Genomic DNA, 22745 nt, shown 5'->3' with positions numbered 1-22745 from the left:
AATTATGGATATGTCACAATATTTACAAATTTTTATAGAAGAATCCAAGGAAAACTTACAGGCTTTAAATGAAAATTTATTGCTGTTAGAAGCAACACCTGATGATATAGAAGTTGTTAATGTTATCTTTAGAGTAGCTCATACTCTTAAGGGTATGGCTGGAACCATGGGATTTGTTAAGATGCAACATCTCACTCATAGTGTTGAAAATGTCTTATCTGAAATACGAAATGGAAAATTGCATATCACTACCGAGTTGGTAGATATTATGTTTCAATGTCTTGATGCTTTAGAAAATTATGTTGATCAAATTATTAATACTTCTTCGGAAGGTGATGAAAGCTATTCTAATTTAATTGGTCAACTAGAAGCAATACTTAAGGGTGATTTTAAAGGAGGAGCTCCTGCAGCTACTGCAACTGATACACCTGCTGCTACTACATCTTCTGCAACTAATGCACCTGCACAATCCAATCAATTTAAGTTACCTGATTCTGTTGAAGTAGTAAAAAAACAAGCTTTAGAATCTGGTATGAATGTACTCAAAATTAATATCATTATTGCAAAAACTTGTATGTTAAAAGCCGCTAGAGCCTTTATTGTATATTCAGATCTTGGCACTATGGGAGAGATTATCCATAGCGATCCTTCTAGCCAAGAAATAGAAGAAGAAAAGTTTGATCAAGAATTTATGCTTGTACTTACAACAGATGAATCCCCTGAGCGTATTCAGGAAATTGTCATGGCTGTTGCCGAAATTGAAGGAGTCACTATAGAAGAATTTACATTAGATCAGCAAGACACTTCTATTGTTCAAGACGAAGAAGTTCCTGAGCAAAATGTACCAGAAGCTCCCACTCCAGCACCAGCTGCTCCACCTCCACCTCCAGCTGCACCTAAAAAAGCTGCTACCAAGGAAGATGCTGCTGCTGCACACAAAGCTGCTGTTGCAGGCAAAAGTGTTCGTGTAAATATCGATAGACTTGACACTCTTATGAATCTTGTCAGTGAGCTTATTATTGTAAAAACTCAATTAGAAGGCATAGCAGAATCTAATAATCAATCAAACTCAGAAACTAATTATAGCGATTCCGTAGAATATTTAGAACGAGTTACTACTAGCCTCCATGATGCAGTTATGAAAGTTCGAATGGTTCCTGTAGAAACTGTATTCAATCGCTTTCCTCGACTTATTAGAGATATTTCTCGTAAATTGGGTAAAAATATTGAGCTTGTTATGTCTGGTGAAGAAACAGAACTGGATAGAACGGTTATTGATGAAATTGGTGACCCTCTAATTCACTTACTTAGAAACGCAGCAGATCACGGGTTAGAAACTACAAAAGAACGTAAAGAAGTTGACAAACCGGAAAAAGGAACTATTAAATTACGTGCTTATCAAGATGGAAATAGTGTAGTTATTGAAGTAGAAGACGATGGTCGTGGAATTGATGTTGAAAAAATACGTGCAAAAGGCATTGAACGAGGAGAACCAGCTGATGTTGTTGCAGCTATGAGCGAACAAGAAGTGTTAGAACTTCTATTTAAACCTAGCTTTAGTATGGCAAAGAAAATTACCGATTTATCTGGTCGTGGCGTTGGGCTAGACGTTGTAAAAAGCAAAATTACAGCTCTTGGCGGAAACGTAGAAATTGTTACAGAACTTGGTAAGGGCAGCAGATTTATAGTTCGACTACCACTAACATTGGCTATTATTCAAGCACTTATGGTTAATATTAGTTCCGAAAAATATGCTATTCCATTAAATAATATTCAAAACATAGAAAATATTCATCATGACGAAATTAAACAGGTTCAAAATCAAGAAGTCATCGTTCTTAGAAATCAAGTTATTCCTGTAGTCAGACTAGATAGTATACTAGAACTTCCATCAACTGATAACGAAGACTTAATCGTTGTAATTGTTAAAAAAAGTGAAAAGCAAGTAGGTTTTGTAGTAGACTCACTCATTGGGCAACAAGAAATCGTAATTAAACCTCTTGGCAAATATCTCAACAATATTCATATGATCGCTGGTGCAACAATACTAGGTAACGGCGAAGTTGCATTAATTCTTGACATAAATACATTGGTTTAATTAACCGCCAAAGTGTGGTAGAATGGAGGAAGTTATGAAGCAGTATGTAGTTTTTGAAATGGATAAACAAAATTTTGGCATAGATATCCAAAGCGTACAAATCATCGAACGTATGAAAAGTATAATGCGTGTGCCAAAATCTCCTATTGCAATACGCGGAGTTATGAATCTTAGAGGCGAAATTATTCCTGTTATTGACATACGCAAATTATTTAATATGGATATAGTACCTAGTACTGATGCTACTCGTATTATTATACTCAAAATGGAAGAGGCTATGGTTGGATGTATAGTAGATAAGGTTAAAGAAGTTCTTGATATAGATGACGACCAAGTAGAGAGCACCTCATCTATGCAAGGCAAAGTTGATTCTAGCTACATTATTGGTGTAGGAAAAGTTGAAAGTGGTGATGAAATAGTTACATTACTAAATCATGAAAGATTAGTAGAGGTTTCATTTGGAATAGGAGAGTAGGTTATGATTAGACTCCGTGATGAAATTACCGACCATACATTAGATGCATTAAAAGAAGTGGCTAATATAGGGGCGGGTAATGCAATTACTGCTCTCAGCCAACTTTTAAATAAAAAAATTAGTATGAATGTTGTCCAAGTTGATGTCCAAGATATTTCTGAGCTTAGTAAAATCTATCACGAAGAAGATGTTTTTATTGTTGCAAATGTAATAGAAATAGTTGGAGACATGCGTGCCGTATTGATGCTTGTATTAGAAGAATCCAGTGCAAAAGAAATTATATTTAATGTACTTGGTATACAAGTTAATAACTTACATGAGTTAGGTGAAATGGAACTTTCATTACTTAGTGAACTTGGAAATATTTTAGCCGGTAACTACCTTAATGCCATTGGAACATTTGTAAATCTTACCATTAGCCAATCTACCCCTCAAATTGTAATGGATATGGCTACTGCTATACTCTCTATTCCCCTTATAGAATTTTGTGATGAATATTTAGATACGCTACTAATACGAACTTATTTTGAAAGCGATCATATGTTATTAACAGGAAACTATTTGTTCGTTTTAGATAAGGAAACGGAGCGTAAAATTATGAACTCAATGAGACACTATTATGAGTAATAATACATTGCAAGTGGGAATAGCAGAATTGAAAGTAGGAAAAGCACCACAAAAAATTACAACGATAGGTCTAGGATCTTGTGTAGGTGTAACATTATATGACCCGTCTAGTAAAATTGGGGGGATGGTGCACATAATGTTACCAAATAGCAAAGAAATAAAAAATAATGATAATGCTGCAAAATTTGCAGATACTGGTGTTCCAAAATTGGTGCAAGAAGTTATAAAAAAAGGCGCTAATAAAAATCATTTAGTTGCCAAGATTGCAGGTGGGGCTCAAATGTTTAATTTGGCCACAGGAAATAATGCATTAAGAATAGGAGATCGCAATATAATAGCCGTAAAGGACGTTTTACGCAACTTAAATATTCCTATTAAAGCTAATGACACTGGCCAAAACTATGGCCGGACAATTATCTTAGATCTAGAAACAGGAGGAGTCTTAGTTAGAACAATTGGTAAGGGTGAAAAGCAAATATAGAAAGAGGTGATTCAGTGCGTGGCGAATATAGATAAGGTATGGGATAAATACAAAAAAACAAAATCGAGGGAACTTAAAGAACAATTGATTGAACACTACGCACCCCTCGTAAAAATTGTTGCTGGACGTCTCGGTATTTATCTTAATTCATACCTTGAATTAGATGACCTCCTAGGCTTTGGCGTTATAGGTTTAATTGATGCAATTGACAAGTACGATTATGATAAAAAAATTAAATTTGAAACCTATGCTTCTTTAAGAATTCGAGGTGCAATAATCGATGAGATTCGTAAACTCGACTGGGTACCGCGTTCTATTAGACAAAAGCAAAAAGAATATATTAGGGCCTATGAACGTGTAGAGGCCAAAATAGGCCATAGTCCAACAGATACTGATGTTAGAAAAGAATTAAATATCAACGAATCTGAGTATAATAAATTAGTCCATGACACAAACATCAGCACCTTAGTTTCTATCGATGAAAGTGAATTATATGAATTTAATATAGAGGATATAACAACCAAAAATCCTTACCAAGAACTCGAAAACAAAGAAGCTCTTGAAATTTTAGAGCATGAGATACTCGCGCTAACTGAGCGTGAACAATTACTAATTAAACTATATTATTACGAAGAACTAACATTAAAAGAAATTAGTTTAATCCTTGAAATTTCAGAATCTAGAGTATCACAAATTCATTCAAAACTTATGGTAAAATTGCGTAATAAACTTAAAAAATATAACGTAATTTTTCCATTATAAACATTAAAATAATTAGGAGGGATTGAAATGATTAGACCTATAGATACGCATACTACGTATATGAATACTCAACTTCTTTCTAAAACTTCTGAATTTGATAAAATTGCTCCAATGATGGAACAGACCTGGATTGCAGTTGAAGGCGAAAAAGATGTCAGACGTAAACGAGAACAAGTTATAAGAACAGAACAAACCAGCGAAACTACAAAATATTTAAATCGTGAGGAACAAAATAGCAAACAGACTGCTCCTCATCCAACTCATTCTGGGCTTATAGATTGGACTATTTAATAAAGGAGGGATTAATATTGTATATAGGGTGGGCTTTAGTAGGGATAGGGATCGTATTTATTTTATTGAGCATTTACAAATTCATAGAAATGAAGCGTAAGAAAAATCTTAATCAAGCTGATGATTTTAACTCAACAGAAACATTAAACGAACTATCTCAGTCAAATAAATTTGAATAAGGAGAATATAATGATTACAGGATGGATTTTAATCGGAGTAGGAATTGTAATTATTGTAGTAAGTATATACAAAATTGTTGACTCAAGACGTAACGAGATGCAAGATCAAGTGGAAGGATTTTCTCCACAACAAGTCCTCAAGGAACCTGCACCTCTTACTCCTCAGGCAAAAAGTATTTTTAAACCTAATAAAGGTTTTGATTTAGCATCTGATGTTGCTCATAAATCACGTATTTTTGAAGAACTTAAAGAAGAAGACCAAAAAGTTTTATATCTCGCCAACCAAGGATATAGCGTTACTAAAATAGCAAAAGAATTAAATCGTGGCAAAGGCGAAATTGAATTAATTTTATCTTTGTATAGAAAGGAGTCATAAAATGAATAAACTATGGACAAGTGTACTAGCTATCGGAATTATTTGTGTAGTTGCAGGCAGTATTATTGTGTTACAATCTGATGACGAAATCCCAACTACAGATATTGTTGTAGAACAGACTATTCCAAAAACACAGCAACCATCAAACCCTGCACCAACTAAAACACAAGTAACTCCTGAACCTACACCAGAACCAAAGCCAGAGCCAACTCCTGAGCCAAAGCCTGAACCAAAGCCTGAGCCAAAGCCAGAGCCAACTCCTGAGCCTACACCTGCACCTGTTTTAATAGTAGAAGATCCTGTAAAAATTGAGGTATCTATCCCTGCGGGTTCTGGATCACATACTATTGCACAACTTTTACAATCAAATGGTGTAATTTCTGATGCTCAAGCATTCGATGATTATGTTATAATGGTTGGTAAATCACGTATTTTACAAAAAGGAACATTCACTTTTACTGATAACATGAGCTATGATGAAATTTTAGGCGTTCTCACATATTAAATTAAACGGCTGTCGCAATGACAGCCTCTCTATTATATTATTCCTAAAATTAATGCCGAGATCATAAATATCGCTGCAGTTACTTTGGTAAACCTTTCAATTTTTCCTTCTAATGAATTTTTCTTATTTTGAGCCCAGAAAGTATTTTCACTTTCACCTGTCATTCCACTCAAACCAGTAGATTTTCCTTCTTGCATCAAAACAATTATAATTATCGCAAAAGAAGCTATCACAAATATAATTGTAAGAATGGTTCTAAACATTTCCATACAACACCTCCTCTCCAACACAATATAATACTGCTATATTAACAATATCTTAACTATATTGCAAGGGTTTTCTTAACTTTGTCTAAGTTTTACAATGTTAGCAGCATTTTTTCTCCTCTTATCATCCATATTCACATAATATTTTTTTGTTGTATTTACATCTTTATGACCTAATATATCTGCAACTAAATATATGTCCCCTGTCTCTTCATATAGCCTCGTTCCGTATGTCGCACGCAATCTATGGGGAGTTATAGTTTTTAACTTTGTTATTAATCCAGCATACTTTTTGACTAAAACTTCTACCATTCTCGTAGAGATACGTCTATTTTGCAAGGACAAAAATAACGGTTCGTCTAGATCTTTAGAACTTTTTTCCTTCCTAATCTCATAATAATTCTTTAGCCCTTGTTCAACCTCTTTGCTAAAATAAATAATACTTTCATTCCCTCCTTTTCTCGTAATCTTTATTCCGTTATATTTAAAATCCACATCATTTATATTTAGTCCCACACACTCCGAAACTCTAATTCCAGTACCCAATAACAAACATATTATTGCTACATCTCGAATTTTTGTCTTTGTATGATATCTTTTTTGAGCAGGACTTAATTGTTCTCCAGACTCTACTACAAAAATTAAATCTTCAATTTCATCTGCATCTAATTTTATGATTGTTTTTTCATATCGTTTTGGCATTTCTATCACTCCCACAGGATTATTGTTAATAATACCTCGCTTATAGAAATATTTAAACATAGTTTTAAGTGCCGATAGCTTTCTAGCTTTTCCACGGTTACTATTTTTATAGATATTTTTATTTCCCTCTATATCTATTTTTTCATATGAATTAAGATATACAATAAATTTTTCAATATTACGTGGTGATAGCTTTTGAATATCCAAAATGGTAATCTCTATCCTATTTATTTTACCCATTATAAGGTTTGACTTTATTACAAAATCTAAAAATATCCTTAAATCGTATAAATAACCCAATCGAGTTGAACTGCTTGTAGTGTGCTCTATTCCTCTCATAAAATCATACACAAAATCTGGCATTTCATCTAATATATCATTAATTTGAGTCATTTGGATAATTTCTAAATTATCTTTATATGTTGACATAGTTACTCCTAGTATTTTTTTTTATTTAATAATATAATTATTGGGATAAAAAGTAAAGCCTATGGAGGTTACTATGATTAATGTAATTAAATCTTTGAATAAAGAAGACTTTTTAACACAGCATATTGGAATAGAACGAGAGGGATTGCGATGTGATATAGACGGCAATTTAGCTACTACTAAACATCCTGCTATATTTTCAGACAAACTTGCAAATCCTTATATCACAACGGATTTTTCTGAAAGTCAACTTGAACTTATAACACCTACTCGTAAAACTGCAATAGAAGTTTATGATTTTTTAGAAAATTTATATAATATAGCGGTTCTAGAAATAGGAGACGAATATATTTGGCCTCAATCTATGCCCTGTACACTACCCGACAACATTCCTATTGCAACATTTTGTAATAATGCAGCTGGAGTCGAAGCCTATTGCTATCGCCAATTTTTATTAAAAAAATATGGTGCTAAACAACAGGTAATTTCTGGCATACATTATAATTTTTCATTTAGTGAAAATATCCTTAAAACATTGTATCAATCTTCCAAAAAAAATACGTCATATCAATCTTTTAAAAATAGCTGCTATTTAAAAGTTGCACGAAATTATTTACGATACAGATGGTTTATCATTTATCTACTTGGCAGCAGCAGTATAATACACAAATCTTATGAAGTAGATTGCCTTGAAAAACTTAAAAATGAATATGAAGATAGTTACAGTCACAAAGGTGCTCTCTCTTACAGAAACTCCGAATGCGGCTACACCAATAAATATGACCTGTATCCTGATTACTCTAGTGTTGATTCTTATATAAATAGCATCAACAAATTTATAGAACACGACAAAATTGGTAGCCACAAAGAATTATATACTCACGTACGCCTTAAGGCCAATAACCCAACCAATTTACTGCAATCGCTTGCTGAAGACGGCATCAAATATCTAGAATTTCGAAGTATCGATATTAACCCTTTTGACAAAGTTGGTATCAAAAAAATAGATTTAGAATTTTTGAGTGTCTTTAACCTGTTTCTTTTACTAACAAAAGAAACTCCTTATGAATACTTTCAGCAAGATTCCAATAAAAATCAACTTACTGTTGCCAAATATGGTTTTTTGGATCCACTGCTCTTAAAAGATGGCATAGAAATTAAGCTCTCTACTTGGGCAAATCAAATTTTGTCAGAAATAACTATTATGAATAATATGCTAAATCTTGATAAAAACCATGCAATAGAATTTCAACGCGAAAAAGTTATAGATCACAAAAAAACATATGCTCATCAAATTTTTATCAAAGTACGAGAGCATGGTTTTATTAAATCTCATATGGATTTGGCAAAAGCATATAAACAAGATGCGTATAACAATCGTTATCTATTTAAAGGATACGGCAACTTGGAACTTTCTACGCAGCAACTTATAAAAGAAAGCATTAAACGCGGTATTCAAGTAGAAGTATTAGATCCAACAGATAACTTTATACGCCTGCAACAAAATGGTCATGTAGAATATGTAAAACAAGCAACAAAAACATCTAAAGATACTTATATAAGCATGCTAATGATGGAAAATAAATTGATGACCAAATATGTGTTAACAGAAAATAATCTTAATACACCTAAGGGGCATGAACTCTCTCACAAACATAATATAGAACCAATTTTAAGAAAATATCAACGAAAATCAGTTGTAGTCAAACCCAAATCAACCAATTTTGGCATAGGTATCAGTATATTTACCACTCCACCAACATTAAATAATTTAATAACTGCTACCGAAATTGCATTTAAATATGACAACACAATTTTAATAGAAGAATTTGCACCAGGACGTGAGTATCGTTTTGTTGTAATTGGCAACCAAGTGGTTGCTATCTTAAACCGCGTTCCTGCAAATGTTATCGGAGATGGCGTATCTTCCATACGTAAACTTATAGAGTTGAAAAACCAAGACCCGTTACGAGGCAGAGGCTATACAACTCCACTTGAAAAAATTGATTTAGATGAGCAATCTGCATTATTTTTAAAACAGCATTCACTAACTTTTGACTCTATTCCTAGCAAAGATGAAATAGTTTATTTGCGTGAAAATTCTAATATCAGTACTGGTGGAGATAGCATAGACTATACCGACGATATTGCAGAGTATTTTAAAGAAATTGCAGTATCCGCCGCAAAAGCTGCTGGAGCAAATATATGTGGAGTAGATATGATGATAGAAGATATTACAGCCAAAAACCCATACTACTCCATCATTGAACTCAATTTCAATCCTGCTATTCACATTCATCATTATCCCTATAAAGGAAAAGGTCGAAATGTAGCAGGTTTTGTATTAGATTTATTAGGTTACAAAGTGCTAAATTGTGGCAAATAATACAGGATAATCCAGTAAAAAATAAAAAAAAGTCGTAAAAAGCCTAAAGTAATTGCAACTTTATCCGATATATATTTCTGTAAGAGGGTGTTCAATATAAAAAATAAATAAAAATAACACTATAAATTTACCATTATATATGGGGGGGATATTTGCATGAGAATTAATACTAACTTAATGGCTATCAATTCGCAGAGAAATCTTGATGTTAATCAAAACGAACTTGGCGGTGTAATGGAAAAACTCTCTTCTGGTCTTCGAATTAACCGAGCCGGAGATGACGCTGCGGGTCTTGCTATATCTGAAAAAATGAGAAATCAAATTAAGGGATTATACCAAGCAGGCAGAAACGCGCAAGACGGTATTTCCTTGATCCAAACTGCTGAAGGAGCACTTGCTGAAAATCATGAAATGCTTAAGCGTATGAGAGAAATGGCTATCCAAGCAATGAATGATACCTATACAAATGAAGACCGAAAAAAATTAAACTTGGAAGCACAACAACTTATAACAGAAGTAGACGAACTTGCTGTTAAAGCAGAATTTAATGAGCAAAAACTATTAACTGGAGATCCTACTGGAAAAGGATTAGCTTCTGTTGCAAATAAACGAGAACTCTTAGCTTCTGCATTAGCAAATTACTACATCAAAGTCGGCTCATATGAATCTAAATTAGGTTCTGCATATGCTATAGAAGCATCCACTAAAATGGAACAAGTCGCTCAATCTGTCCTCGACCTAGAGGAAAAAATTTCAGCCCTTGAAGTTAAAGCCTCTGGTGAAAAACCAGCAGCAGCACAACTAGTATTAAAAGATGTAAGTCATTTGCGAATTATTTTAGCTCAAAGAAATGCCTCCATTGCTGCCATGGAATCCTCTGCTACAACATTGAAAGAATCAGCTGCGATATTGCAAGCTTCTGCTTTTTATATCGAAGCAACTTCTGTTACTGATGCTGCCAAACAACTTCAAGCAACTATGAACGAGCAAGTTGGTCCTAATGAATTTACTCTCCAAGTTGGTGCAAATAATGGACAAACAATCAACCTAAGTATTAAAGCAATGAATGCAACAGCTCTTGGCCTATCAGCAACCAAAATAGATTCTCCCGAAAGCTCTGGCATTGCCCTTAGTTCGATCGATGCTGCTGTTGAAATTGTGTCTCGTCAGCGAGCTGAACTTGGGGCAGTTCAAAATAGACTCGAACATACTGTTAAAAACTTAAATAATACTGCAGAAAATCTACAATCTGCTGAGTCTCAAATTCGTGATACTGACATGGCTGCAGAAATGGTTTTCTTCACCAGAACCAATATTCTTTCACAAGCTTCTCAAGCTATGCTTGCACAGGCAAATCAAATACCAGAACAAGTCCTTCAGTTACTAAACTAGTTTTATCATTTCTTCTCCCGAAATTATGGGAGAGATTTATTTCACTAACATACCGTTGCTTATACATTTTTGTTGCTAATTTTTACGTAATATGGAGGAATAAAATATATGGAAATTAACACTAATCTTATGGCTATTAATTCACAACGCAGTATGGGGGTTAAGCAAGAAGAAAAAAGCGAGCTTGCCGAAAAATTATCTTCTGGACTTAGAATTAACAGAGCTGGAGATGATGCTGCAGGTCTTGCTATATCTGAAAAAATGAGAAATCAAATTAAGGGTTTTCAACAAGCCAGTAGAAATGCAGAAGACGGCATCTCCCTCATTCAAACTACAGAAGGTGCATTATCAGAAATCTATGAAATGCTAACACGTGTCAGAGAAATGTCAATCCAATCTATAAATGACACCTATACAAACGAAGATCGTAAAAAGTTAGATATCGAAGCGCAACAACTTATTTTATCAATAGATGATCTTGCTAATAAAGCTGAGTTTAACGAACAAAAAATTTTAACAGGAGACCCCACAGGAAAAGGCTTAGCATCTGTTGCAGCGCAAAAACAAAATTTAGCTGCGGCATTAAAGACGTACTATGCACACATCGGTGCTCACGACAGCTTGCTTGGAATGAGTTATTCTGTTACAACAGCACTTCCACTACAAACCGCTCTTCAATCAGCAATTGATCTTGAATATAAAATAGAAGCACTAGAAATCCAGGCCCAAGGTGAGAACTCTGATATAAAACAAGATGTATTAACAAAAATCAGCCATTTTAGAGTCAGCTTTGAACAGCTCTATTCTTCAATCTCTCAATACGAAGCACAAGCAAACAGCTTACGATCTGCAGCCATCTCTTTTGCTACAATGGCAGTTTCAGTAGAAGCTGATATGGTCGCTTTTGTATCAAAAACTCTTCAAGCCACCATGAACGAAAAAGTTGGTCCTAATGAATTTACTTTCCAAGTTGGCCCAAACAACGATCAAGAAATTCATCTAAATATTAAAGCTATGAACTCCACCGCTCTTGGCTTAGATGCCACAAAGCTCGACACACCAGAGAGTGCCAAACTTGCTCTTACTTCTGTTGATGCAGCAGTAGAAATTATCTCTCGCCAAAAAGCCTTACTTGGTGCAGTGCAAAACAGACTTGAACATACTGTCAAGAGTGTCAATATCAGTGCAGAAAATCTACAAGCTGCCGAATCTCAAATACGCGATGCCGATATGGCACAAGAAATGATGAACTTAACCAAAACCAATATCATTTCACAGGCCTCTCAATCAATCCTTGTACAAGCAAATCAAGTTCCTCAACAAGTACTTCAACTTTTACAGTAATTACATATAAAATTTTATATATATAGATAGGAGAAAACACTAATGAGAATAAATACTAACTTAATGGCTATCAATTCACAAAGAAATCTCGGAATCAATCAAGGCGAACAAGGCAGTGTTATGGAAAAACTTTCTTCTGGTCTTAGAATTAACAGAGCTGGCGACGATGCTGCAGGTCTCGCTATTTCCGAAAAAATGAGAAATCAAATTAAGGGTCTACAACAATCTAGCCGAAATGCAGAAGATGGAATCTCTTTAATACAGACTGCAGAAGGGGCATTAGCTGAAACTCACGAAATGTTGAAACGTATGAGAGAAATGGCTATCCAATCTATGAATGACACCTACACGGACGAAGACCGCGAAAAGCTCAATCTCGAAACACAACAACTTATCACAGAAATCGATGAACTTGCTGTAAAGGCCGAATTTAATGAGCAAAAACTATTAACTGGAGATCCAACCGGCACAGGCTTAAAATCAGTTGCAGACAAAAATAAAAGTCTAGCAGATGCATTACGTGTTTATTATTCAGCCGTTGGCACATACGAAAGCGTACTTGGAATGGCTTATTCTGTAGAAGCACAACTTCCACTGCAAATAGCACTGCAATCAGTAATCGATCTCGAGCAAAAAATTTCTGCTCTAGAAGTAAAAGCATCTGGTGAATCACCTGCAGAAAGTCAAAAGGTCTTAACCGACGTCAGTAATCTACGAATCAGCTTAGCTGCACTCAATGCTTCTATTGCTGCTATCGAAGCTACAGCTGCTGAATACAAAGAAATGGCCGCTTCATATGATATAAAAGCTATCTCTATAGAAGCTGGGCTAGTTACATCTGTTGCAAAGTCACTTCAAGCAACTATGAACGAAAAAGTTGGTCCTAATGAATTTACTTTCCAAGTCGGTGCAAACAATGGTCAAACGATTACCTTAGCCATCAAAGCTATGGATGCAATTGCCCTTGGATTGTCTGCAACCAAAATTGACTCTCCAGAAAGTTCTGGAATTGCCCTTACAACCATAGATGCTGCTGTAGAGATTGTATCTCGACAAAGAGCAGAGCTTGGTGCTGTTCAAAACAGACTTGAGCATACAGTTAAAAATTTAAATAATACTGCCGAAAACTTACAATCTGCAGAATCTCAAATACGTGATGCTGATATGGCCGCTGAGATGGTTGACTTCACTAGAATTAACATTCTTTCACAGGCTTCTCAAGCAATGCTTGCACAAGCAAATCAAATTCCTTCACAAATCTTACAATTATTAAGCTAACTCGTTTCCCTCTTCTTTGGGGGCTTTTTTTATGCCCTAATAAGCACTATAACCCTTATAAGGACTACAAAATTTCTTCATATTAGACAATTTTTTATTTTAAGCATTTACCAATTTTTTTCCATTTATATCAAAAAATCTTGTATCAGAATTTTTTTTCCAAAAAAAACCAAAAAAAAGTCATAAAAAACCATAAAGTAATATCTGTTTAATCCGATATATATAATTGTAAAGCGTTAGAAATAAAAAATAGAGAAAAAGATAAAAATCTAAAACACACGATACAAAAATAATTAATATACTTATGGGAGGAAATGAAACATGATTATTAATACTAATTTAATGGCAATTAATGCACAAAGAAATTTGGGGGTTAATCAAGGCGATCAAGGTGGAATTATGGAGAAACTATCTTCTGGTCTTAGAATTAATAGAGCTGGCGATGATGCAGCAGGCCTTGCAATTTCAGAAAAAATGAGAAATCAGATTAGAGGTTTACAACAAGCTAGTAGAAATGGTGAAGATGGTATATCTTTGATCCAAACTGCAGAGGGTGCTCTTTCTGAAACTCACGAAATGCTTAAAAGAATGAGAGAAATGGCTATTCAATCTATGAACGATACATATACAGACGAAGACCGTCAAAAACTTAATATCGAAGCACAACAACTTATCACTGAAATCGATGGTCTTGCTGTAAAAACTGAATTTAACGAACAAAAATTATTAACTGGAGACCCTACTGGAAAAGGATTAGCATCTGTTGCAGCTAAACGTCAGAGCTTAACTACTGCACTCAAAAGCTTCTACACCAAAATCGGTTCTGCTGAAGCTAAATTGGGTTCTGCATATGCTGTCGAAGCATCAACCAAAATGGAACAAGCTCTTCAGTCTGTAATTGATCTTGAGCAAAAAATTTCTGCACTTGAAATTAAAGCTGCTGGTGAAGTTCCACCTGAAGGACAACATGTTCTGAAAAGTGTTAGTGATCTAAGAATCAGCTTAGCCCAAAGAGAAGCATCTATCGCTTCCATGGAAGCTGTTGCTGCAAATCTTAAAGAATCAGCTGCAACACTTAGAGCTTCTGCAGTTACTATTGAAGCAGGTCTAGTTACCAGCTGTGCTAAAAAGCTTCAAGCTACTATGAATGAAAAAGTAGGACCTAATGAATTTACTTTCCAAGTTGGTGCAAATAACGGCCAAACTATTACATTAGGTATTAAAGCTATGGATTCAACTGCTCTTGGTTTACAAGCTACTAAAATTGACTCTACTGAGAGTGCTGGTATTGCACTTATTACAATTGACGCTGCTGTAGAAATCGTATCTCGTCAAAGAGCAGAGCTTGGTGCTGTTCAAAACAGACTTGAGCACACTGTTAAAAACTTAGATAACACTGCTGAAAACTTACAAGCAGCTGAATCTCAAATAAGAGATGCTGATATGGCAGCTGAGATGGTTAACTTGACTAGAACAAATATTCTTTCTCAAGCTTCTCAGTCTATGCTTGCTCAAGCAAATCAATTTCCACAACAAGTTCTTCAACTTTTACAATAATTCACATACACCCTTTGGACTTTTCCAAGGGGTTTTTATTTATCCTTTTTCTTCCTTATTTTTTTTTTTTTGGAATTTTTTTCAAAAAAAGCTAAAGTATTTCACTGCTTGTCCGATATATATTATTGAAAGGGTTGATACAACCTTATAATTAATAATAGGCAAGGATGCCGCTTTTATTCAAGGAGGAATTTAATATGAGAATTAATACTAACCTAATGGCAATTAACGCACAAAGAAATCTTGGAATCAATCAAGGTGATCAAGGTGGAATTATGGAAAAACTTTCATCTGGCCTTAGAATTAATAGAGCCGGAGATGACGCTGCGGGTCTTGCAATTTCAGAAAAAATGAGAAACCAAATCAAAGGTCTACAACAATCAAGCGAAAACTCTCAAGATGGTATTTCATTAATTCAAGTTGCAGAAGGTGCGCTTAGCGAAACTCATGACATGCTTAAAAGAATGAGAGAAATGTCTATCCAATCTATGAACGATACATACACTAGCGAAGATAGAAAAAAATTAGATATCGAGTTAAAGCAACTTATTACCGAAATCGATGGTTTAGCCGACAAAACTGAGTTTAATGAGCAAAGTTTATTACTTGGTGACCCTTCTGGAAAAGGTAGAGATTCTGTTGCTATACGACGTCAATCATTAACTATAATCGTTGGCAGTTACTATGGAAAAATGGGTGCATATCAATCTTTAATGGGAGCAGCTTATTCTATAGAAGCTGGTAGTAGTATGCTTACAGCACAAACTAGACTTATTAAATTAGAGCAAGACATTTCAGCACTTGAAATCAAAGCTGCTGGTGAAAGTGACAAAGCTAAAGCTCAAGCTGTCCTAGTAAGTGTATCTCAAAAACAGATTTCATTAGAAACCACTAAAGCTAGTATCGCTGCACTTGAAGCTTCTTCTGCAGGCAAAAAAGCTTCTGCAGCTGTTAAATTGCAATCTGCTATTGATTGGGAAGCAACTTCTGTTGTAAGAGCTGCTAATGCTCTTCAAGCTACTATGAATCAAGCAGTTGGTCCTAATGAATTCACTTTCCAAGTTGGTGCTAACAACGATCAAATCATTTCGCTTAATATCAAAGCTATGAATGCTATCGCTCTTGGTTTAACTACCACTAAAATCGATACCCCTGAAAGTGCACACATTGCCCTTAATTCTATTGATGCTGCTGTTGAGATTGTGTCTCGCCAAAGAGCAGAGCTCGGAGCTGTTCAAAACAGACTTGAGCACACTGTTAAAAACTTAGATAATACTGCTGAGAACCTACAATCTGCAGAATCTCAAATTCGCGATGCGGATATGGCAGAGGAAATGGTTAATCTTACTAGAGTAAATATTCTTACTCAAGCTTCTCAGTCTATGCTTGCTCAGGCAAACCAATCCCCCCAACAAGTACTTCAATTATTAGGTTAAGTAACAAATAAATCACCCATCGGATTTCTCTTCCGGTGGGATTTTTTTACGTTTCTTTCCTTTTTTACTTTCCTTTTTTATTTTCTTTTATTTTTCTCTTTAATTTTCATTTTTTATATTTTTTCATTTTATATATTTTTTATTTTTTTATATTTTTATACTAAAGTATATTTTTGTTATTCCGATATATATTTTGAGGAGTTAATTATAGAATTATTTCATTATCACTAAGCAGGGATGCTACATATAATTCAAGGAGGAATTAAAATGAGAATCAATACTAACCTAATGGCTATTAATTCACAAAGAAATCTCACTATTAATCAAGGCGACCAGGGATCTATCATGGAAAAATTATCTTCTGGTCTTAGAATCAACCGTGCTGGCGACGATGCTGCAGGTCTTGCAATCTCCGAAAAAATGAGAAATCAGATCAAGGGTCTTCAACAATCTAGTAGTAATGCTCAAGATGGTATTTCCTTAATTCAAACTACAGAAGGTGCTCTTGGCGAAACTCACGAAATGCTTAAAAGAATGAGAGAAATGTCTATCCAATCTATGAACGATACCTATACTTCTGAAGATAGAAAAAAATTAGACATCGAACTAAAGCAACTTATCACTGAAATCGATGGTATTGCTGATAAAACTGAATTTAATGAACAAAAACTTTTAACTGGTGATCCTACTGGCAAAGGTCTAGATCTAGTTGCGAGTGCTCGCACATCCTTAACTAACGCTGTTGGTACTTACTATACCAAAATGGCAGACTATCAAAAAAAGCTAGCTGCAGCTTATTCCATAGAAGGCGGCTCTAGTATGGCTGATCTCGAGAACAGAGTTCTTGATCTTGAGCAGGAAATATCCGCTCTCGAAATTAAGGCAGCTGGCGCTAGTGATGAGACTGAAGCTCAAAAAATACTTGCAAGCGTTGCTGGCAAACAAGTTTCTTTAGAAAAAACTAAGGCTTCTCTAGCCTTCGTAGAATCAGAATCCGCTGCATTGAAAGCCTCAGCTAGTGACATACTTAAATCTGCTGTCAAACTCGAACAAAGTACTGTTGTAGAGAAAGCTAATAAACTTCAAGCTACTATGAATCAAGAAGTTGGTCCTAATGAATTTACTTTCCAAGTTGGTGCTAACAATGATCAGTCTATCCAACTTAATATTAAGGCTATGAATGTCACTGCACTCGGTTTAACTGCAACTAAAATTGATACTCCCGAAAGTGCCAATATTGCACTCAACAGCATTGATGCAGCGGTTGAAATTGTATCTCGACAAAGAGCCGAACTCGGTGCTGTGCAAAATAGATTAGAACACACTGTCAAGAGCTTAGACAATACTGCAGAAAATTTACAATCTGCAGAATCTCAAATTCGTGATGCAGATATGGCTGCTGAAATGGTTAATCTTACCAGGGTAAATATCCTGGCTCAGGCCTCTCAATCTATGCTAGCACAAGCAAATCAAGCACCTCAACAAGTTCTTCAATTACTAGGTTAATTACTACCTCTATTACTAAGTTATCTAATACCTGTCGGTTTTATTCCGATAGGTATTTTTTTATTTCAAAAATAAATTATTTTTTTATAAAATAAACTAAAGTATATTTATATTTGTCCGATATATATATTGTAAAGTTAATAAACAAATTATTAGTAACAATATCTGTATTACTAATAATTTCAATAACATAAATATTATTATTTTAAAATAGATTTGGCAAGATGCCACTTATAATTCAAGGAGGAATTAAAATGAGAATCAATACTAACCTAATGTCTATCAATTCACAAAGAAATTTGGCTATTAATCAATCTGATCAAGGCTCTATAATGGAAAAACTATCTTCTGGTCTCAGAATTAACCGTGCTGGCGATGACGCTGCAGGACTTGCTATCTCCGAAAAAATGAGAAATCAAATTATCAGTTTAAAACAATCTAGCAGTAATGCCCAAGACGGTATTTCTCTAATTCAAACAGTAGAAGGTGCTCTCGGCGAAGCTCATGAAATGCTTAAGAGAATGAGAGAAATGTCTATTCAATCTATGAATGATACCTACACAGCGGAAGATAGAAAAAAATTGGATATTGAATTTAAACAGCTTGTCACAGAAATCGATAGTATTTCTCGTAAAACAGAGTTTAACGATCAACAACTTTTAACTGGTGACCCTACTGGTAAAGGTCTCGATTCAGTCGCTAATAAACAGTCTAGCTTAAACAAGGCACTCACCAATTATTATACTCAACTATCTGCATATCAAGGGAAATTAGGTGAGGCATATGCAGTTGAGGCTGGACCAAAAATGCTAGATGCAGAAAATCGACTCCACATTCTTGAGCAGGAGATTTCAGCTCTTGAAATTAAAGCCGCTGGTCAAAGTGACAAAGCTGATGCTGCTGCAGTATTGAAGAGTGTTGCAGCTAAACAAGTTTCTTTAGAGACAGTTAAAGCTTCTATATCTTCACTCAGAAGTGAAGCCGGAAACTTAAAAGCTGAGGCCGCAGGCATGCTATCAGTTGCTATTAATATCGAAGCAACCAGTGTTACCGATGCAGCTAATACACTTCAATCTACTATGAATCAAGAAGTTGGTCCTAACGAATTTAATTTCCAAGTCGGTGCTAATAATGAACAATCTATCCGACTTAATATCAAATCTATGAATATGACTGCACTTGGGTTTAATGCTTCCAAGATCGATACTCAAGAAAGCGCTGCAATTGCGCTTAATACTATCGACGCTGCCGTTGAAATTGTTTCTCGCCAAAGAGCAGAGCTTGGAGCCGTTCAAAATAGATTAGAGCATACCATCAAAAATTTGGATAATACTACAGAAAATTTACAATCTGCAGAGTCCCAAATCCGCGATGCCGACATGGCGCAAGAGATGGTAAATCTCACTCGCTCAAATATCCTATCTCAGGCGTCTCAATCTATGCTTGCACAGGCAAACCAGGCCCCCCAACAAGTGCTTCAGCTATTAGGTTAATTAATTGAAGCTCATTTTATAAACCATTAACTCCTTCATTTTTAGAGGGAGTTTTTTTACGCATTATAAATAGGCAAATTATATTTTTTAAATATTTCTTTAGCAGCATTCGTTACTTCTTCTGCTGGTTCCAAAGTTTGCGCTAATTTATATTCATATCCCAATTCTTTCCATTTGTATTCACCCATTTTATGAAACGGCAATATATCTATTCTTTCTACGTTGGATAGCGTAATCAAATATTTTGCAAGATCCTCTATATCTTCCATATTATCTGTTAAATCTGGTACCAATACATATCGAATCCACACCGGAATATTGCGCTTCATCAATTCTTGCGCAAACTTCAATGTCGGCTCTAACGCAACTCCCGTTACTTTTTTATATATTGCTGGATTATAAGATTTTATATCTAGCAACACTAAGTCCGTATAGTCTAATATATCTCCTATCTTATCAAGAGGTATAAACCCCGATGTATCTATACATGTATGAATCCCCTTTTTCTTGACTTTTTTAAATATATCAGTTACAAATTCTTGCTGCAGCAGAGGCTCTCCACCACTAATTGTAATCCCCCCATTTGATCTATCCATATACGCTTTATACTTTAATATCTCTTTTACCAATGCATCAGAATCCATTTCCTCGCCATCTGATCCTTTCCAAGTATCTGGGTTGTGACAATACTGGCAGCGCAATGGACAGCCTTGTGTAAATATAATGTATCTAATGCCCGGTCCATCAACTGTTCCGCAACTTTCTACTGAATGTACCTTTCCTATCATATATGATTCCTCCCAATAAAAAAAGGAGATGCCAATGGCACCCCCAAAATTTGATTCATAATTTAAAATTTAGTGTGGAACGTTCTATTAACAACGTCTAGTTGCTGTTCTTTAGTCAGTCTTATAAAGTTTACAGCGTATCCTGAAACACGAATTGTAAGCTGCGGATATTTTTCTGGATGATCCATTGCGTCAAGTAAAGTCTCTCTATTAAATACATTAACATTTAGATGCTGACCAGTTTTATCAAAATATCCATCTAACAATGATGCAAGATTTTTACATCTTTCTTGATCATCTTTTCCTAATGCTGCTGGAATGATTGAGAAAGTATAAGAAATACCGTCTTCTGCATCCTTATAAGGAAGTTTTGCAACAGAGTTTAACGCCGCGACTGCACCTTTTTTATCGCGTCCATGCATTGGATTTGCACCTGGAGCAAATGGTTCGCCTGCTTTACGTCCGTCTGGAGTATTTCCTGTCTTCTTACCATAAACTACGTTAGAAGTAATTGTAAGAATTGACATTGTTGGAATTGAATTTCTATAAGTTTTGTGTTTTCTAATATCATTCATAAAGATTTGTGTAATATCAACTGCCATTTGGTCTACTTCATCATCATCATTACCAAATGCAACATAATCTCCTTCGATTACATAATCTTTTGCAAGACCAGTCTCATCACGAATAACTTTAACTTTCGCATTTTTAATAGCAGAAAGCGAGTCAGCTACAACAGAAAGTCCCGCTATACCTGTTGCAAAAGTTCTTATAATTTCTGTATCGTGAAGTGAAAGTTCCAATTTTTCATAGCAATACTTATCATGCATATAGTGAATTACGTTAAGAGCGCCCACGTATACACCAGCCAACCAATCCATTACCTGAACAAATTTATCCCAAACTTCATCAAAGTCTAGATACTCACTAGTAATTGGTGCAAATTTTGGTCCAATCTGATCTCCAGATTTTTCATCACGTCCACCATTAATAGCATATAAAAGTGCTTTTGCTAAGTTTGCACGAGCTCCAAAGAATTGCATTTGTTTACCAATTCTCATTGCTGATACGCAACAAGCAATTCCATAATCATCTCCATGATACGGACGCATCAAATCGTCGTTCTCATATTGAATTGAACTTGTTTGGATACTCATTTTAGAACAATATAACTTAAACTGCTCTGGTAAATGTGTTGACCAAAGTACTGTCAAGTTTGGCTCTGGCGCAGGCCCCAAGTTGGTTAATGTATGAAGTATGCGGAAGCTAGTTTTTGTAACTAGTGTACGTCCATCCATTCCCATACCACCAATTGACTCTGTAACCCAAGTAGGATCTCCTGAGAATAATTCATTATATGCTGGAGTTCTTAAGAAACGAACCATTCTCAATTTCATTACAAAATGATCCATAAATTCTTGCGCTTGCTCTTCTGTAATCACATTATTATCAAGGTCACGTTGAATATAAATATCAAAGAAAGTAGAAGTTCTACCAAGTGACATCGCCGCACCATCTTGCTCTTTTACAGCTCCAAGATATCCAAAATAAGTCCATTGAATTGCTTCTTGTGCATTAGTCGCAGGTTCAGAAATATCAAATCCATAACTCTTAGCCATAACTTTTAATTCTTTCAAAGCGCTAATTTGCTCTGTGATTTCTTCGCGCAAACGAATTACGTCTTCTGTCATACTTGGAGTTTCAAATTTAAGTTTTGCACTCTCTTTTTCTGCAATCAATCTATCCACACCATAAAGTGCAACACGACGATAGTCACCAATAATACGCCCACGTCCATACGCATCTGGAAGCCCAGTAATAACGCCAGATTTACGAACTTTTCTCATTGCTGTTGTATATGCAGAGAAAACACCATCATTATGAGTTTTTCTATATTTTGTAAATATTTCATCAGTTTCTTTATCCAGTTCATAACCATATGCATGAAGCGCTTGCTCAACCGTACGAATACCACCATTTGGCATAATATTACGTTTTAATGGAGCATCTGATTGAAACCCTACGATTGTTTCAATGTCTTTATTTAAATAACCAGGTCCATGAGAACTAACAGTTGAAGGTATTTTAGTTTCTACATCATATATTCCACGCTTAAGCTCTTCTTTCATCATGACCATAACCTGATCCCAAAGAGCAGTAGTATCAGCAGTTGGACCCGCCAAGAAAGTGTCATCTCCGTCATATGGAGTATAGTTTCTTTGAATAAAGTCTCTTACATCAATCTCTTTTGTCCATTCGCCTTCTGTGTTAAAACCTTCCCATTGTTTAAACATAAAATATTCCATCTCCTTTTTTATAAATAAAGCACACATATTTAACATTTTATTTATAAACGATCTACTGATTATAAAAC

Annotated in this window: 20 protein-coding genes; 16 read left to right on the top strand and 4 right to left on the bottom strand. The window is 35.0% G+C overall.

Annotated features, from left to right (window positions below; translation table 11 throughout):
• The first annotated feature begins 4 nt into the window (after positions 1 to 4).
• The 8 genes from PCY70_RS02835 to PCY70_RS02800 all read left to right on the top strand — a co-directional run bounded on the left by PCY70_RS02835 (position 5) and on the right by PCY70_RS02800 (position 5794).
• Complete coding sequence (locus PCY70_RS02835) at positions 5 to 2098, top strand: chemotaxis protein CheA (RefSeq protein WP_029488126.1); 2094 nt, start codon at positions 5 to 7, stop codon at positions 2096 to 2098.
• A 34-nt stretch (positions 2099 to 2132) separates the two neighbouring features.
• Positions 2133 to 2573: a chemotaxis protein CheW gene (locus PCY70_RS02830; protein WP_010167694.1), complete on the top strand. Its 441-nt coding sequence runs from the start codon at positions 2133 to 2135 to the stop codon at positions 2571 to 2573.
• 3 nt (positions 2574 to 2576) lie between these two features.
• Positions 2577 to 3200 carry a chemotaxis protein CheC gene (locus tag PCY70_RS02825; protein WP_010167695.1) on the top strand — a complete coding sequence of 208 codons (624 nt, stop codon included), beginning with the start codon at positions 2577 to 2579 and terminating at the stop codon, positions 3198 to 3200.
• Positions 3193 to 3681 (top strand): chemotaxis protein CheD, encoded by a 489-nt coding sequence (locus PCY70_RS02820; RefSeq protein WP_305768369.1) that lies wholly within the window; start codon positions 3193 to 3195, stop codon positions 3679 to 3681. The genes PCY70_RS02825 and PCY70_RS02820 overlap by 8 nt, the downstream gene beginning before the upstream one ends.
• 18 nt (positions 3682 to 3699) lie before the next feature.
• A complete protein-coding gene (locus tag PCY70_RS02815) occupies positions 3700 to 4443 on the top strand; it encodes a sigma-70 family RNA polymerase sigma factor (protein WP_010167699.1) in 744 nt (247 codons plus the stop codon).
• A gap of 27 nt (positions 4444 to 4470) precedes the next feature.
• Positions 4471 to 4734 carry a hypothetical protein gene (locus tag PCY70_RS02810; protein WP_010167701.1) on the top strand — a complete coding sequence of 88 codons (264 nt, stop codon included), beginning with the start codon at positions 4471 to 4473 and terminating at the stop codon, positions 4732 to 4734.
• Positions 4735 to 4923: 189 nt separating this feature from the next.
• Positions 4924 to 5289: a DUF6115 domain-containing protein gene (locus PCY70_RS02805; RefSeq protein ID WP_029488129.1), complete on the top strand. Its 366-nt coding sequence runs from the start codon at positions 4924 to 4926 to the stop codon at positions 5287 to 5289.
• A gap of 1 nt (position 5290) precedes the next feature.
• The gene (locus PCY70_RS02800) at positions 5291 to 5794 is read left to right on the top strand and encodes an endolytic transglycosylase MltG (RefSeq protein WP_010167707.1); all 504 of its coding nucleotides are present in this window, start codon (positions 5291 to 5293) and stop codon (positions 5792 to 5794) included.
• 32 nt (positions 5795 to 5826) lie between these two features.
• Here the strand turns inward: PCY70_RS02800 and secG are convergent, their stop codons facing one another.
• Together secG and PCY70_RS02790 are read right to left on the bottom strand one after the other, a co-directional pair.
• A complete protein-coding gene (secG, locus tag PCY70_RS02795) occupies positions 5827 to 6063 on the bottom strand; it encodes a preprotein translocase subunit SecG (protein WP_010167709.1) in 237 nt (78 codons plus the stop codon).
• 72 nt (positions 6064 to 6135) lie between these two features.
• A complete protein-coding gene (locus PCY70_RS02790) occupies positions 6136 to 7191 on the bottom strand; it encodes a tyrosine-type recombinase/integrase (RefSeq protein WP_305768368.1) in 1056 nt (351 codons plus the stop codon).
• 73 nt (positions 7192 to 7264) lie between these two features.
• On the opposite strand from PCY70_RS02790, the gene gshAB reads away from it, so the two are divergent.
• The 8 genes from gshAB (at position 7265) to PCY70_RS02750 (ending at position 19583) form a co-directional block, all read left to right on the top strand.
• Entirely contained in the window at positions 7265 to 9577 is a 2313-nt protein-coding gene (gene gshAB / locus PCY70_RS02785; RefSeq protein WP_305768367.1) for a bifunctional glutamate--cysteine ligase GshA/glutathione synthetase GshB, read from the top strand.
• Between the two features lie 156 nt (positions 9578 to 9733).
• A complete protein-coding gene (locus PCY70_RS02780) occupies positions 9734 to 10969 on the top strand; it encodes a flagellin N-terminal helical domain-containing protein (RefSeq protein WP_305768366.1) in 1236 nt (411 codons plus the stop codon).
• Positions 10970 to 11077: 108 nt separating this feature from the next.
• Complete coding sequence (locus tag PCY70_RS02775) at positions 11078 to 12313, top strand: flagellin N-terminal helical domain-containing protein (RefSeq protein ID WP_305768365.1); 1236 nt, start codon at positions 11078 to 11080, stop codon at positions 12311 to 12313.
• A gap of 42 nt (positions 12314 to 12355) precedes the next feature.
• Positions 12356 to 13591 carry a flagellin gene (locus PCY70_RS02770; RefSeq protein WP_029488381.1) on the top strand — a complete coding sequence of 412 codons (1236 nt, stop codon included), beginning with the start codon at positions 12356 to 12358 and terminating at the stop codon, positions 13589 to 13591.
• A 321-nt stretch (positions 13592 to 13912) separates the two neighbouring features.
• On the top strand, positions 13913 to 15148 hold the full coding sequence (locus PCY70_RS02765) for a flagellin N-terminal helical domain-containing protein (RefSeq protein WP_305768364.1): 1236 nt from the start codon (positions 13913 to 13915) through the stop codon (positions 15146 to 15148).
• A gap of 197 nt (positions 15149 to 15345) precedes the next feature.
• Positions 15346 to 16584, top strand: coding sequence for a flagellin N-terminal helical domain-containing protein (locus PCY70_RS02760; protein ID WP_305768363.1), 1239 nt, complete (start codon positions 15346 to 15348; stop codon positions 16582 to 16584).
• 267 nt (positions 16585 to 16851) lie between these two features.
• Positions 16852 to 18090 carry a flagellin N-terminal helical domain-containing protein gene (locus PCY70_RS02755; RefSeq protein WP_305768362.1) on the top strand — a complete coding sequence of 413 codons (1239 nt, stop codon included), beginning with the start codon at positions 16852 to 16854 and terminating at the stop codon, positions 18088 to 18090.
• Between the two features lie 254 nt (positions 18091 to 18344).
• On the top strand, positions 18345 to 19583 hold the full coding sequence (locus PCY70_RS02750; RefSeq protein WP_305768361.1) for a flagellin N-terminal helical domain-containing protein: 1239 nt from the start codon (positions 18345 to 18347) through the stop codon (positions 19581 to 19583).
• A 56-nt stretch (positions 19584 to 19639) separates the two neighbouring features.
• Here the strand turns inward: PCY70_RS02750 and pflA are convergent, their stop codons facing one another.
• Positions 19640 to 20371, bottom strand: coding sequence for a pyruvate formate-lyase-activating protein (pflA, locus tag PCY70_RS02745; protein WP_305768360.1), 732 nt, complete (start codon positions 20369 to 20371; stop codon positions 19640 to 19642).
• Between the two features lie 62 nt (positions 20372 to 20433).
• Positions 20434 to 22665: a formate C-acetyltransferase gene (gene pflB, locus PCY70_RS02740; RefSeq protein ID WP_305768359.1), complete on the bottom strand. Its 2232-nt coding sequence runs from the start codon at positions 22663 to 22665 to the stop codon at positions 20434 to 20436.
• Positions 22666 to 22745: the final 80 nt, after the last annotated feature.

Source organism: Candidatus Epulonipiscium viviparus, from assembly GCF_030708075.1.
Lineage (GTDB): Bacteria > Bacillota > Clostridia > Lachnospirales > Cellulosilyticaceae > Epulonipiscioides > Epulonipiscioides viviparus.
This window is presented reverse-complemented; position numbering and strand designations above follow the sequence as displayed.

What these genes read in the sequence shown, in the direction of transcription:
- PCY70_RS02750 (WP_305768361.1), top strand. Translation starts at nt 18,345, where the DNA reads ATGAGAATCAATACTAACCTAATGTCTATCAATTCACAAAGAAATTTG.
- PCY70_RS02810 (WP_010167701.1), top strand. Translation starts at nt 4,471, where the DNA reads ATGATTAGACCTATAGATACGCATACTACGTATATGAATACTCAACTT.
- PCY70_RS02820 (WP_305768369.1), top strand. Translation starts at nt 3,193, where the DNA reads ATGAGTAATAATACATTGCAAGTGGGAATAGCAGAATTGAAAGTAGGA.
- pflA (WP_305768360.1), bottom strand. Translation starts at nt 20,371, where the DNA reads ATGATAGGAAAGGTACATTCAGTAGAAAGTTGCGGAACAGTTGATGGA.
- pflB (WP_305768359.1), bottom strand. Translation starts at nt 22,665, where the DNA reads ATGTTTAAACAATGGGAAGGTTTTAACACAGAAGGCGAATGGACAAAA.
- PCY70_RS02765 (WP_305768364.1), top strand. Translation starts at nt 13,913, where the DNA reads ATGATTATTAATACTAATTTAATGGCAATTAATGCACAAAGAAATTTG.
- PCY70_RS02835 (WP_029488126.1), top strand. Translation starts at nt 5, where the DNA reads ATGGATATGTCACAATATTTACAAATTTTTATAGAAGAATCCAAGGAA.
- PCY70_RS02790 (WP_305768368.1), bottom strand. Translation starts at nt 7,191, where the DNA reads ATGTCAACATATAAAGATAATTTAGAAATTATCCAAATGACTCAAATT.
- PCY70_RS02825 (WP_010167695.1), top strand. Translation starts at nt 2,577, where the DNA reads ATGATTAGACTCCGTGATGAAATTACCGACCATACATTAGATGCATTA.
- PCY70_RS02760 (WP_305768363.1), top strand. Translation starts at nt 15,346, where the DNA reads ATGAGAATTAATACTAACCTAATGGCAATTAACGCACAAAGAAATCTT.
- secG (WP_010167709.1), bottom strand. Translation starts at nt 6,063, where the DNA reads ATGGAAATGTTTAGAACCATTCTTACAATTATATTTGTGATAGCTTCT.
- gshAB (WP_305768367.1), top strand. Translation starts at nt 7,265, where the DNA reads ATGATTAATGTAATTAAATCTTTGAATAAAGAAGACTTTTTAACACAG.
- PCY70_RS02830 (WP_010167694.1), top strand. Translation starts at nt 2,133, where the DNA reads ATGAAGCAGTATGTAGTTTTTGAAATGGATAAACAAAATTTTGGCATA.
- PCY70_RS02755 (WP_305768362.1), top strand. Translation starts at nt 16,852, where the DNA reads ATGAGAATCAATACTAACCTAATGGCTATTAATTCACAAAGAAATCTC.
- PCY70_RS02775 (WP_305768365.1), top strand. Translation starts at nt 11,078, where the DNA reads ATGGAAATTAACACTAATCTTATGGCTATTAATTCACAACGCAGTATG.
- PCY70_RS02805 (WP_029488129.1), top strand. Translation starts at nt 4,924, where the DNA reads ATGATTACAGGATGGATTTTAATCGGAGTAGGAATTGTAATTATTGTA.
- PCY70_RS02770 (WP_029488381.1), top strand. Translation starts at nt 12,356, where the DNA reads ATGAGAATAAATACTAACTTAATGGCTATCAATTCACAAAGAAATCTC.
- PCY70_RS02780 (WP_305768366.1), top strand. Translation starts at nt 9,734, where the DNA reads ATGAGAATTAATACTAACTTAATGGCTATCAATTCGCAGAGAAATCTT.
- PCY70_RS02800 (WP_010167707.1), top strand. Translation starts at nt 5,291, where the DNA reads ATGAATAAACTATGGACAAGTGTACTAGCTATCGGAATTATTTGTGTA.